Annotated in this window: 9 protein-coding genes; 5 read left to right on the forward strand and 4 right to left on the reverse strand. The window is 73.8% G+C overall.

All coding sequences use genetic code 11. From position 1 onward, the window contains the following. The first annotated feature begins 76 nt into the window (after positions 1-76). Complete coding sequence (locus tag ACQCO7_RS42050) at positions 77-1063, forward strand: GerMN domain-containing protein (protein ID WP_464076776.1); 987 nt, start codon at positions 77-79, stop codon at positions 1061-1063. Here ACQCO7_RS42050 and ACQCO7_RS42055 read toward each other — a convergent pair. Beyond that, the gene (locus tag ACQCO7_RS42055; protein WP_464076777.1) at positions 955-1266 is read right to left on the reverse strand and encodes a hypothetical protein; all 312 of its coding nucleotides are present in this window, start codon (positions 1264-1266) and stop codon (positions 955-957) included. The genes ACQCO7_RS42050 and ACQCO7_RS42055 overlap by 109 nt on opposite strands. Before the next feature lie 339 nt (positions 1267-1605). Then, the gene (locus tag ACQCO7_RS42060; RefSeq protein WP_464076778.1) at positions 1606-2067 is read right to left on the reverse strand and encodes an OsmC family protein; all 462 of its coding nucleotides are present in this window, start codon (positions 2065-2067) and stop codon (positions 1606-1608) included. A gap of 887 nt (positions 2068-2954) precedes the next feature. Here ACQCO7_RS42060 and ACQCO7_RS42065 point away from each other — a divergent pair. Continuing rightward, positions 2955-5072 carry a GAF domain-containing protein gene (locus ACQCO7_RS42065; protein WP_464076779.1) on the forward strand — a complete coding sequence of 706 codons (2118 nt, stop codon included), beginning with the start codon at positions 2955-2957 and terminating at the stop codon, positions 5070-5072. A 36-nt stretch (positions 5073-5108) separates the two neighbouring features. On the opposite strand, the gene ACQCO7_RS42070 is transcribed toward ACQCO7_RS42065, so the two are convergent. Next, positions 5109-6095, reverse strand: a complete 987-nt coding sequence (locus ACQCO7_RS42070) for an Acg family FMN-binding oxidoreductase (protein WP_464076780.1) — start codon at positions 6093-6095, stop codon at positions 5109-5111. A gap of 348 nt (positions 6096-6443) precedes the next feature. Here ACQCO7_RS42070 and ACQCO7_RS42075 point away from each other — a divergent pair, with 348 nt between their 5' ends. Then, positions 6444-7328: a universal stress protein gene (locus tag ACQCO7_RS42075; RefSeq protein ID WP_464076781.1), complete on the forward strand. Its 885-nt coding sequence runs from the start codon at positions 6444-6446 to the stop codon at positions 7326-7328. Between the two features lie 101 nt (positions 7329-7429). Continuing rightward, positions 7430-8440: an Acg family FMN-binding oxidoreductase gene (locus ACQCO7_RS42080; RefSeq protein ID WP_464076782.1), complete on the forward strand. Its 1011-nt coding sequence runs from the start codon at positions 7430-7432 to the stop codon at positions 8438-8440. A gap of 256 nt (positions 8441-8696) precedes the next feature. Here the strand turns inward: ACQCO7_RS42080 and ACQCO7_RS42085 are convergent, their stop codons facing one another. Then, positions 8697-9380 (reverse strand): DUF4389 domain-containing protein, encoded by a 684-nt coding sequence (locus tag ACQCO7_RS42085; RefSeq protein ID WP_464076783.1) that lies wholly within the window; start codon positions 9378-9380, stop codon positions 8697-8699. Positions 9381-10093: 713 nt separating this feature from the next. Between ACQCO7_RS42085 and ACQCO7_RS42090 the strand changes: the two genes are divergently transcribed. Beyond that, on the forward strand, positions 10094-12355 hold the full coding sequence (locus ACQCO7_RS42090; RefSeq protein WP_464076784.1) for a PAS domain S-box protein: 2262 nt from the start codon (positions 10094-10096) through the stop codon (positions 12353-12355). Positions 12356-12426 lie beyond the last annotated feature (71 nt).

Raw genomic sequence — 12426 nt, forward strand, 5'->3', positions numbered from 1 at the left:
CAACGCCCCCTGCCCGTCCGGCACTTGGAGTGCCTGGGGGAGAGGTGTCGGATGGGACCGTCGGGAGGAGACCGTCATGAGCACCGCGAAGCCGGCCACGCGCCGGATCCACCGTTCACTGCTCCTCGCCACGGCCGTCGCGCTGACGGCGTCCCTGGCGACGGCGTGCGGGAACAGCACCGCCGGGACGTCCGCCGGGAACACCGGGAACACCGGGAACACGGACGGCACGAGCGGGGGAGTGACCGGCAGCTCCGGCTCCCTGTACGGCCGCGGCACTCCCGGGTGCTCCGGCGCCGTCGGGACGCCCGGCGGCTTCGGCATGCCGATGCACCCCGGAACCGGACCACACCCGATCCGGACCTCGGTGTACTTCCTGCACGGCGAGCAGGTCTCGCCCGCCCCGCGCACCGTGGCCATGCCCACCACGGCGGCCGGCGCCCTGCGCGCGCTCCTCGTCGGCCCCGACCGCTACGAACGCGACCACGGCCGCACCACCGCCATACCGGCCGGTACCCGGCTGCGCTCCGTCGTGGTGCGCCGGCACGTCGCCACGGTCGATCTGACGGGCCGGTACGACGACGGCGGCGGAAGCCTCTCCATGCGGGCCCGGCTCGCGCAGGTCGTGTTCACCGCGACCCGCTTCCCGTCGATCCAGAAGGTCGGCTTCGCCCTCGACGGCAAGCCGGTGACGGTCTTCGGCGGCGAGGGCATCGTCCTCGACCACCCCGTGGGCCGCGCCGACTTCGAGGACCTCGCGCCACTCGTCCTGGTCGAGTCGCCGCTGATCGGCGACACCGTCCGCACCCCGGTCCGGGTGTGGGGGAGCGCCAACACCTTCGAGGGGACGCTCAGGCTGAAGTTCACCGACGCCGCCAAGCACACCGCGGCCGACGTCCGGGTCACGGCCACCTCCGGAACCGGCACCCGCGGCACGTTCGACGTGACGATCCCCTACAAGGCGGCCCGCTCCGGCGCCGGGACGCTCACCGCGTACTGGAACTCGCCCAAGGACGGCCGCCCGGTGATCGAGGACACGGTCCCGCTGAACCTCCTGCGGTGACCGCCGACGGCGGGAGCCAGGACGGCCGCCCGGTCGGTGACCTTGCGGGACAGACCGGAGAGGAAGCGCGGCACCTCGCGCCGGAACCGGGCGCCGCCGGCGATGAGCAGCCCGGCGAGGGTGGTGCCGATGGCGGCGTTGCGCACGGTGAGGTGCCCGGCCCCGAAGAGGCCGAAGTCGGCTCCCTCCTCCCTCCCCCTCACTGCCGCGCGCGTGGGGGAAGTGGGCCCTTCGGACCGGCAAGTGAGCCGTTCGGCCCATGCTCCGGTGCCGCCCGGGATGAAACGGTGGGAGACGTGCCCGTGAGACGCGCGGTCTCTCGGGAAGGGGAGTGAGCCGCCCACCCCGGTGCCGGGTCCGCACCGGTCGGGACGGGGAACGACGTCGTCGTCGGAGGGGATCCCCGTACGGCCGAGGGGGCCGGCACTCACAGGGAGGGCGGCCGTCTCCTCAGGGACGGGACGGTGACATCCTCACGGCACGCCCCCCGCGATGCGCGCTGGTCGGACACGCACGAGGTGACCGGACCCGACGTCCCGGCCTCAGCCGATCTCGACCGTGATCCCGGGAGGAGCCCACAGGCTGTTGTGCACGGCGCAGCGGTCGATGACGGCCCGCAGGCCCTGGTTCAGGACCGCGGTGAGAGGCGCCGGCGGCAGGACGCGCAGGCGGACGGCCGCGATGCGCGGTGCCGGAGCGTCGGCGAGCGTGAAATCGGCCCTGACCCGCAGGTGTTCGTACGGCTGCTCCAGGAGCCGCAGGAAGCGCGTCGCGTCCGACGCGACGCAGGAGGCGAGCGCCGCGACGAAGAGCTCCAGCGGGGTGGGCCCGTCGTTGTCGCCGCCCTCCTCGACCGGTTCGTCCACGGTGAGTTCGTGGTCGCGTACGAAGAGGGCGAACGCCCGGTCCGCGACGTGGGTGACGTCGATCCGCCCGGGAGACTCGGCGAGCGCCCCGCCAGGCGTGAGGACATCGGTGTCACGGACTGGGGAGAGCTGGTTCATGGGACACCTCCTGGGGCGCGGTGGACGCGGGTGCGGGCCGACGCCCTCCGCTCGCGCAGCGCGTCCGCGCGGCCGGCCGCTGTCTTCATCGTGCGACGGCGGACCGCACCCGCGGACGGGCCGGTCGGACCCTTGCGAGGGCCGGTCGGCCCCCACCGGGCGCACGAAGGGCGCCTCGCGGCACGGAACAGGCTGCCCCGCCCGACAGGTGAGCGTGACCAGGCTCCCGCAGCGTCCGGCGCCGCCGTCCCGGGAGACGGACCACTGGACGGGGACGAACATGCCGTCCTGGTCGCGTTCCGTGACGGACGGGTGCCGAAGGTCCGGACCCAGGACGGCGGGCCGGAGCGCGGCGGGGTGGACGCGCCTCACGCGTTCGTCCGAGAAGGAGCGGGCTGTTTCGCCCTGTCGTTCTGGTCGGTTCGGCGTATTCGTGCCATCACCGCCCAGGTGTTGCGGCGGTTGCCGAAAACCGACTCCTTCCAGGACCCGGAGCGGCCGTAGTCTCCTGTTCCGCGCCCCGGACCCCGGCCGTCCCAGCACGACCAGCGCAGCGGAGATGACTCGCAGTGAGGGGATTCCTCGGCGCCGTGCCGTCCGCTGTGCCAGCGACGGCCGAGTCCCGGTCCGGGTGTCCCCGCAGTGCTGCCCGAGTGTCCGGCCCCCGCCGCCGCGCACGATGCCGCGCGCCACCCCGACCCGTACCCCGCAGTGTCGTCCGGCCGTGCCGTCCCGCGTCGCGGGTACCCGGCCGAGGGGGTGACGGGGGTGATCGATGACCTGGTACACGACGAGCCGATCGGAAGTTCGCGGCGACCGGTGCCGTACCCGGTTGTGCCGAGAGCGCGGGCCCGGTCGAGCCGTCGACCGAGGGTGGGGAGACGAACGTGAGCACGGAGAGCGGCGGACTGCTGCCCAGGCTGCGACTGGACGACTTGCTGGACGACCTGCACGCACGCATCGGCGAGGTCCGCAACGCACGCGACCGGGTGCAGTCCCTGCTCCAGGCGGTGCTGGACGTGGGTCACGGACTGGAGCTGTCTCAGGTGCTGCATCGGGTCGTGGAGGCGGCGGTGACGCTGACGGACGCCGAGTACGGAGCGCTGGGCGTGATCGGCGAGGACCGGAGTCTGTCGGCCTTCGTGCCGGTCGGGATGGGCGACGAGACACAGGAGCGGATCGGACCGTTGCCGCGGGGACACGGCCTGCTGGGCACGCTGATCCGGCGCCCGGAACCGGTCCGGCTCGCGGACGTCGCCCGGCACCCGGACTTCCAGGGTTTCCCCGAGCACCACCCTCCCATGCGGTCGTTCCTCGGGGTACCCATCAAGGTCCGCGACGACGTCTTCGGCAACCTGTACCTGGCGAACAGGCGCGGCGCGCACGGGTTCGACGCCGAGGACGAGGCCGTGGTCTCGGTGCTCGCCGCCGCGGCCGGGGTCGCGATCGACAACGCCCGGCTCTACGAGGAAGGACGCCGCAGGGAGACCTGGCTGGCCGCCGGCGCGGAGATCACCTCCGCCCTGCTGGCGGGCAGGCCGCAGACGGAGGTGCTGCGGACGGTCGCCTGGCACGCCCTGCGGAACGTCTCGGCCGACCTGGGCGCCGTCCTCGTCCGCACGGACGGCGGCCAGGCGCTGCACACGGCGGTCGCCGTCGGAGAAGGCGCGGAACTCTTCGCCGGCCTGCTACCGCTCCCGCGGGCGGGCCCCCTGGCGGCGGCGCTCACCGGTCGCGGGGCCGTCGTCGTCGACGACCTCGTCCGCGAACTGCACGCCGACGAGGAACTGGGGCTCGGAGCGGCCGTACTCGTGCCCCTGAGAGGCGCCGGACCGGCCCGCGGCGTCCTGCTGCTCGCCCGGGGCAAGGGACGCGCACCCTTCGGGACGGCGGAGACCGGCCCGCTGGCCGGGTTCGCCGCCCAGGCGGCCGTCGGCATCGAACTCGCCGAGCGCGGGAAGCACGCGCGCCGGACCGCCACGGACGAGGAGCGCGAACGCGTCATGGACGACCCGCACGATGTCGCCGTACAGCGGCTGTTCACCCTGGGGATGGGGCTGGAGAAGCTGCGGCGGCTCGTGAGGTATCCGCCGCAGGCCGTCGAACGGCTCGCACGGCTGGTCGACGACCTCGACACCACCATCAAGCTGATCAGCTCGGAGGCCCTGAGGCTGCGCCTGCGGGAGCAGCCGGGGGCACCGACCCTGTGGGCGCGAGTGGCGGCGACGGTGGCGGAGGCGGCCGGGCCCCTCGGTCTGGCCCCCGTCCTGCGGATGGAAGGCGTACCGGACGGCGCGACGCCCGGTCCCGTCGCCGACCAGGCGACCGCGATGCTCACCGAGGCGCTGGACAACGTCGCCCGCCACGCCCGCGCCCGGTCCGTCGACGTCCGTCTCGTCGCCGGGGACGGGATGCTGGCCGTCGACGTCACCGACGACGGCACAGGGATCCCCGAGGGCGCCGTCCTCGGGGGACTCGCGGACCTGGAGGTCCGGGCAGCCGCACTGGGCGGCGGCCTCGTGCTGGAGATACCGCCCGGTGGCGGCACCCGCCTGCGCTGGCGTGTCCCCCTCACCGGCCGTCCCACCACCGGCGGACCGTCCCACATGGTCCGCCGGTGGTGGGACGGCCGACGGCAGTTCGTGGAACTGCACGGCGAGATCGACTTGCTCGCGGCTCCCCCCGGCAGCGACTTCCTGGACGACACTCCCGGCGCGCGGGCCGACACCGTCGTCGACCTGCGGGACGTCACCTTCATCGACGGCAGCGGCATCAACGCCCTGCTGCGTACGGCCGTGCGGCTCAGCGCCGCCCAACACCGCCTGGCCGTCGTGGTCACCGATCCGCTGCACCGGCGCCTCCTGCACCTGGTCGGTCTCGGCCCGGACACCACCCTGCACACCACCGTCCCCGAAGCGGACCCGGCGCCGGACGTGACGCCCCCGGGTCCGGGCCACGACGCGTCGGAGTCCGGTACGGGCGGCGGCGGACTGCGCACCGGGTGACGGGCCGGCCACGAGGACACCGGCCCGCTGTGACCGTCACCCCGGCGGGTCCCCGTCCATCGCCTGCCCCACCGGTCGGCGCGGTGTCGCGGCGCCCTCCGGGCCGTAGCCCAGCCGGATCACCATCTGTGCATGGGCCTTGCGGCCGTCGGCGCCGGGGACGAGCTGTTCGCGCAGGTCGGGCCATTCCAGAGCCTGATGCAGCAAGGAGGCGCGCAGCCCGTGGACGGTGGCCACCAGCAGGACGCGTTCCAGGGCCTGACCCGCCCGCAGCCAGTCGGTTCGCCGGTCGTGCGCGGTCGACAGCACGGCGAGCCGGGGCCTGCGCTCGAACGGACGCGAGGGCAGGTCCGACGGGTGCCGGTGGGCGCCGAAGTCCCGCACGGGAAGCTGTTCCCGGAAGTCCTGCGGCCCGAGCACACCGGGCGGCATACCGAGCCGCCCCCCGTCCGGCCCGCGCACCCAGTGACGGCTCTCCTCGGCCCGGTCGGAGTCGGCGGTGTTGCGGTGCTCGGCGTCCCAGGTGAGCCGCAGCAGCCGTTCGGTCTCGCGCGGACCGGGACAGCTCAGCACGGCGCCCTCGTAGTGCGCCGCCTCGGCGAGCTCCGTCAGGACCGCCCAGGGAAGCGGTACGTCGTAGAAGGGGAGCCGGCTGCTGTGCCGGTACCACAACGCCTCGTACAGCCGGGCGGCCGGGGCGCCCCGTGCCGGCCCGCCGAGCCGCACGGTGGCGAGCAGCTCCGGTTCACCGGGGGAGGGCAGCAGCCGGGTCACCGGCTCCCGGCCGAGCCGGGCCACCGCCACCCGCAGGTTGAGGACCGCACAGCCGACGGACAGGTGCAGGGCACGGCCCATGGGGTCGGTGTGCCGCAGTCCGCGGTGCGCCGCGGCCAGGACCTCGAACGTCGCGCCGTCCGGGGCGAGGCGGAACCGCCAGGGCTGGGTGTTGTGCAGGGACGGTGCCGTCACGGCCGCCGAGACCAGTGTCTGTGCCGTGGGTGCACCGAGCGTCGCGGACCACATCGGGACCTCCTTCCCGCCCCGTGCCACGGGGCCGGTGGGCCTGGGAAGCGACCCTGCCCAGTGTGCTGACGGCGCGGCACCCCCGGCAGGGGCCGTCCGGCACCCCGGGGTGGCCCCATCGGCACCCTGTGGCGCGGTCCGGCCCGTGATGGTCTTGGAGGAGACGGCCGAGAGGAGGCGTGACGTGCACGGATCACCGTGGTCGGCGGGCCTGGGGCCCTACACGCTCCTCGCGGTGGGCTCCGCGGGCGTCGCCTTCGTCCTGAGCGCCCTGCGGGACGCGCGGGTGCCGCGCCGTGCGGAGGAGCCCGCCGCTCGGCCGGAGACAAGGACCGGGAGGTGCTCATCATGCCGCGTCACGTGACCGCGGGGATCGACGGATCGGCGGAGAGCCTGGCCGCCGCCCACTGGGCGGCCAGGGAGGCCCTGCGACGGGGTGTCGGACTGAGGATCGTCCATGTGTGGCCGCGCCCCCTCATACCGGGCCGCGCCGGCGCCGTCCACGAACAGGCCGAGCACACCCTCGACCGGGTGGCCTCCGGCGTCCGCACCAGCCATCCCCGGCTGGCGGTCGTCGAACGGCTCGTGCGGGACGCCGCGACCGACACCCTGGTCGCGGAAGCGGTCCGAGCCGATCTGCTGGTGCTCGGCTCCCGGGGACTGGGCGGGCCGCACGGGTTCGTCGTCGGATCGGTCTCCCACCGGGTCCTGGCCCGGTCGACGGCTCCCGTGGTGCTCGTCCGCGCGGGGGTGACGTACGCGGCCGAGCACCTGCCGGCCGCGCACGGGGTCTCGCCGGAGGAGATTCCCGGCCTGCCCTACCGGGACGTCGTCCTCGGCCTGGACACCTCGCACCCGTGCGACGAACCGGTCGAGTTCGCCTTCGCGTCCGCCCTGCGCAGGGAGAGCGGACTGCGGGTCGTGCACACCTACCGGGTCCCGGACGGCGAGAGCGCTCACGGCACGGCACCCGGGCGGCTGCGCGCGCGGGAGGAGCAGGCGCTGGCCGTGGCGCTGCGGCCGTGGCGGGAGAAGTTCCCGGCGGTGACCGTGACCGGGACGGTCACCGAGGGGAGCGCCGCCGCGGAACTCACGCACGCCTCGGCCCGGGCCGCCCTGCTCGTCGTGGGCCGGCGGACCCGGGACGGCCGCGCCGGGCCGTACCTCGGCGCGGTCACGCACGCGGTGCTGCACCACGTGGGCTGCCCCGTCGCCGTCGTCCCGCACGCCTGAAGCCGGCGGACTCACCGGCCCGGACACGGGGCCGGACGGCCCTATCAGACAGTCCCGCCGCACCGGGACGCTGGAGACGGTCCACGGAAAGGTGGAACACCATGCCAGCGCCGCACGCAACCCCTGTCTCCGCGAGGCCGGGCCACGCGGCCTTCCACCTCGCCCGCGCCGCCGGCACCGCGCCCTCGGTGCACAACACCCAGCCGTGGTCCTTCGTCGACGAGGGCGGCGACCACGGGTTCGAACTGCACGCCGATCCCGGACGGTGGCTGCCCCTGACCGATCCGGGGGGCCGGCAGATGGTCATCAGCTGCGGGGCGGCCCTGTTCAACGTGCGGATCGCCGTGCGGCACCTGGGCTTCCGGCCCGTGGTGGCCCTCTTCCCCGACCTCGCACGCCCGGACTTCCTGGCCCGCGTACGGTGGGGTGCCCACGCCCCGGTGACCCGTGAGGTGGCCGTGCTGGAACGGGCGATGGCCATGCGCCACACGCACCGCGGGCCGTTCGGCCCCGGGCTCCTGCCGTGGACCCTCGTCGAGGAGCTGCGGGAGCACGCCCGCGCGGAAGGCGCCCTGCTACAGACCATCGACCATCCGGAGAAACTGGGGATCCTCGCGGCGGCGGTACGGGAAGCGGAGTCCGCGCACCGCGCCGCCCCCGGGCACGTCTCCGAGATCGCCGGGGGATTCGGTCCCGCCGTACGGCCGTGGCAGGAACGGGTGCCCCACGACGCCTGCCGTCTCGATCCGGACCGCACGCTTCTCGCCGGGCGCGACTACACCGGCCGCCTGACCGAGTGCGCGAGCGGGGTGCGCCGCTGGACGGAGCGCTCCGGCACGGTCGCCGTCCTGTCCACCGCCCACGACACCCGCGCGGACTGGCTGCGGGCGGGGCAGGCGCTCCAGCGTGTCCTGCTGTGCGCGGCGGCCAACGGCGTGCTGGCGGCCTTCCACACCCAGCCGCTGGAATTCCCCTCGCTGCGCGCGGAGTTGCAGGACAGGCTGACGGGAGACCGCTTTCCCCAGATGATCCTGCGGCTCGGCCGCACCCCGGACTCCTGGACCTGCCCACGCCGCCGCCCCGCACAGACCCTGGCCCCGGCGGCCGGGTGACCCAGCGTCACTCCCCGGTCGGGCCTGCGCCGGCTGAGGCAGGTGGCGGCGAGGGTTCTTCTTGATGGCCGGGCCCGGCCGGGCTGCCGTGGCCCGAGAGTGGACGCGTCGTGTGGGCGGTACCGGCGCGGGGAACGGTGCGGGGGCTCCTGGAAAAGACGGAGGGCCGTCGTCACGCGGGCCTGGCATCGGGCCCTGGCGCACGAGGACCGCCCTCGCGGCGTGTTCCCCGGCCGGCTGCCGTGGCCGTTCGAGGTCACGCGGGAAGCGAAGCCGCGCCCTCCGGTTCCGTGCCGCCCTGGTCCAGCCGGAACGGCGGGTAGACGTCGGTCAGCAGGAGGGCGTAGGCGAGGACCCGTACCGTCCACCGGTTGAGGCCGGTGACCAGGTCGAAGATGCCGCGCGGATAGACCCCGGTGAACAGGAGGGCGACCCCGGCGAAGAACACCAGGACCGAGATGAGGCCGCCCGAGGCCCACAGCACCCTCGGACCGCCGCACAGGAAACTCAGGACCACGTAGTGGGGAAGGGCGAGGAGCCACCACTTCACCAGGACCAGGCCGCGGGAGAGCTCCTTGGGGTAGGCCACCTCCAGGCGCGCGGGGTAGTCGGGGACATCGGCGAGCGTGAAGGGCGGGTAGCGGTCGGTGCCCAGGGCGGCGCCCGCGTAGTAGCCCACCCGCCAGCTCCAGCGCAGGACACCGGCGGTGAAGTCGAACAGGGCCCGCGGATAGCGGCCGGTGAACAGGACGGCGAAGAACGCCACCACGCTCACCAGGGCGCAGGCCACCCACAGCAGGACGAGGACGAGGTAGTGCGGGAGGGCCAGCAGCCACTTGACCAGCCACAGCCAGCGCGACAGCCGGGCGTCGAGGACGGCCGTGAGCCGGACCGGATGAACCGGAGGCGGGGCGGCTTGCGGGGATGCGTGCGATGTCATGGTTGTCGTTCTCCTCAGGATCGGGATCGGAACAGGACGACCTCCCGGGCCACCTCGGCCGTCGTGTGCGGGGAGGTGACCGCACCGGTGCCCTCCACGGCACCGACCGCCCCGGCGCACCTCTGGTTCGAGATCGTGGACGGCGGGCCGGTCCGTCTTCGGGAAGCGGCGGGTGACCTTGTCGAAGACGACCCTTGCCATGCCCCTCCCTCCCGTGCCGCGCCCCGGGCCGCAGGTGTGCTCCGGCCGGGCGGCACGGCTCCAGCGTCGTACGCCCGGCCCGGTCCGCAGCAGAGGCCGGACGGCCCCCGCCCCCGGCCGAACGGCTCCCGAAACCTGCGGGCCTGCGCACCGTGCGTGGCCGGGGTGATGGTGGGGCAGGGGGCTGCGGGGTGGGCGCGGCTGCCGTGGTGGCTCGCCCCGCAGCACGAGCCACCGGCCGACGGCGGCGTCCGGGGGCTCCAGGGCGCCGCCCCTCTCTGCTCCCTGCGCGTCCACCTGCTGTCACCGCCGTCACCGGTGCGTGGACGAGCGTGGCCGGTCCCGCCCTGCCGGTCCGGTGCGGCGGATCTCCAGAAATCGATGCCTTGTCGAAGCGAAGTGGACAGGTTCGGCAGCCGGGGAACCAGTAGAGGGCATGCGGGAACGCGGGGCCCGCCGATGCGCTGTGATGGCCCGATTCACCGTAGATGTGCCAGCCGGTTGGGATCGACATGGACGACAAGGTCAGGACAGCGTCAGCGGGCGAGGAGCGGTTTCGGGGGCTGTTGGAGGCGGCGCCGGATGCGATGGTGATCGTGGATGATGTGGGTCAGATCCGGTTGGTGAACGCGCAGACGGAGTCGTTGTTCGGGTATCGGCGGGCGGAACTGCTGGGTCAGCCGGTGGAGTTGTTGATTCCGGGGCGGTTTCGGGTGCAGCATGCCGGGCATCGGGAGGCGTATGCGGGGGCGCGGCAGGTGCGGCCGATGGGTGCGGGTCTGGAGTTGCACGGGCTGCGCAAGGACGGTACGGAGTTCCCGGTCGAGATCAGTCTCAGTCCGCTGGAGACCGCGGACGGGCTTCTGGTCTCCGCTGCCGTCCGCGACGTCAGCGACCGCAAAGCCGCCGAACAGCGGTTTCGGGGGCTGTTGGAGGCGGCGCCGGATGCGATGGTGATCGTGGATGATGTGGGTCAGATCCGGTTGGTGAACGCGCAGACGGAGTCGTTGTTCGGGTATCGGCGGGCGGAACTGCTGGGTCAGCCGGTGGAGTTGTTGATTCCGGGGCGGTTTCGGGTGCAGCATGCCGGGCATCGGGAGGCGTATGCGGGGGCGCGGCAGGTGCGGCCGATGGGTGCGGGTCTGGAGTTGCACGGGCTGCGCAAGGACGGTACGGAGTTCCCGGTCGAGATCAGTCTCAGTCCGCTGGAGACCGCGGACGGGCTTCTGGTCTCCGCTGCCGTCCGCGACGTCAGCGACCGCAAAGCCGCCGAACAGCACATCAACCAGCTCGCCGCCCTGGTCGAGTCCTCCCAGGACGCGATCCTCGCCAAGACCCTCGACGGATACATCACCTACTGGAACGCCGCCGCCCAGCGGCTCTACGGCTACAGCGCCGAGGAGGCACTCGGCCACCACGTCGGTATGCTCGCCCTGCCCGACCACACCCACGAGATCACCACGCTCCTGGAACGCCTGGCCCACGGCGAGAAGATCGAGCACTTCGAGACCCTCCGGGTCACCCGCGACGGGCGGTTGCTCGACGTCGATGTGACGCTGTGGCCCACGCGCGCCGCCGACGGCACGGTCGAGGGCGCGTGCGCCATCGTGCGTGACATCAGCGACCGCAAGCGGGCCGAGGACGAACTCCAGGCCCTGTACGAGCAGCAACGGCACATCGCCCTCACCCTCCAGCGCAGCCTGATGGGCACCCCGCCCGCCATCCCCGGCCTGGCCACCGCCAGCCGCTATCTGCCCGCCACCCAGGGCGCCGGCGTCGGCGGCGACTGGTTCGACCTCATCCCGCTGGGGGCGGGCCGGGTGGGCATCCTGATCGGCGATGTCATGGGACGCGGTCTGGAGGCCGCCGCCGTCATGGGCCAGCTGCGGGCCGCCGCCCACGCACTGGCCAAGACCGGCATGGAGCCGCGCCAGCTGATGCAGGCCCTCGACGCGATCGTCGCCGACCTCGGCCAGCCCGAACAACTCGTCACCTGCTGCTACCTCGTCCTGGCACCGGACACCGGCGAGGTGACCCTCTGCTCAGCCGGCCACCTGCCCGCCCTGCTGGCCGACCCCGCGGGCGGGGTACGGGAGCTGGAGGCCCCCACCAGCGCGCCGCTCGGCGTCGGCGGCGTCCCGCACGAGCAGACCCGCACCGCGGTACCCCCGGGCGCCGCGCTCGTCCTCTACACCGACGGCCTGATCGAGACCCCCGGCAGCGACATCGGCTACCGGCTCGCCGAACTCACCCGCACCCTCGACGCCGCCTTCGCCACCGTCAGCGGCCTGGAAACCATCGCCGACGGCGTCCTGGCCGCCCTGCTGCCCGACGTCGAGGACCACAACGACGACGTCACCCTGCTCTTGGCCAGGCTGCCCGACGCACCACTGGCCAGCGCCACCACCGCCCTGCCCGCCCTCGCCTCCTCCATCGGTGACGGACGCAGTTTCCTCACCAAGACCCTCACCGTGTGGAACTGCGCCCACCTCGCGGACGATGCCCGGCTCCTGGTCTCCGAGGTCCTCACCAACGCCCTCCAGCACGCCCAGGGCCCCCTCGGCCTCCACCTGCGCCGCACGACCGCCGACGTCACCATCGAGATCAGCGACCACAGCCCCCACCTGCCCCAGCCCCGCCTGGCTGCCCCCGACGACGAATCCGGCCGCGGACTCCTGCTCGTCGACACCCTGGCCGACAGCTGGGGCGTGCGCCCCACCGACGACGGCAAGACCACCTGGTTCACCCTCCAGACCCGCCGCGGAGCTCAGTGAGGGACCACCACGAGCAGCCCAGTGGAGCGCGAGGCGTGCACCGGCGCCGCGCACATCCGGGCACTCGTCGC

It is taken from the genome of Streptomyces saintjeani, assembly GCF_055409605.1.

What these genes read in the sequence shown, in the direction of transcription:
- ACQCO7_RS42050 (WP_464076776.1), top strand. Translation starts at nt 77, where the DNA reads ATGAGCACCGCGAAGCCGGCCACGCGCCGGATCCACCGTTCACTGCTC.
- ACQCO7_RS42060 (WP_464076778.1), bottom strand. Translation starts at nt 2,067, where the DNA reads ATGAACCAGCTCTCCCCAGTCCGTGACACCGATGTCCTCACGCCTGGC.
- ACQCO7_RS42070 (WP_464076780.1), bottom strand. Translation starts at nt 6,095, where the DNA reads ATGTGGTCCGCGACGCTCGGTGCACCCACGGCACAGACACTGGTCTCG.
- ACQCO7_RS42075 (WP_464076781.1), top strand. Translation starts at nt 6,444, where the DNA reads ATGCCGCGTCACGTGACCGCGGGGATCGACGGATCGGCGGAGAGCCTG.
- ACQCO7_RS42080 (WP_464076782.1), top strand. Translation starts at nt 7,430, where the DNA reads ATGCCAGCGCCGCACGCAACCCCTGTCTCCGCGAGGCCGGGCCACGCG.
- ACQCO7_RS42085 (WP_464076783.1), bottom strand. Translation starts at nt 9,380, where the DNA reads ATGACATCGCACGCATCCCCGCAAGCCGCCCCGCCTCCGGTTCATCCG.
- ACQCO7_RS42090 (WP_464076784.1), top strand. Translation starts at nt 10,094, where the DNA reads ATGGACGACAAGGTCAGGACAGCGTCAGCGGGCGAGGAGCGGTTTCGG.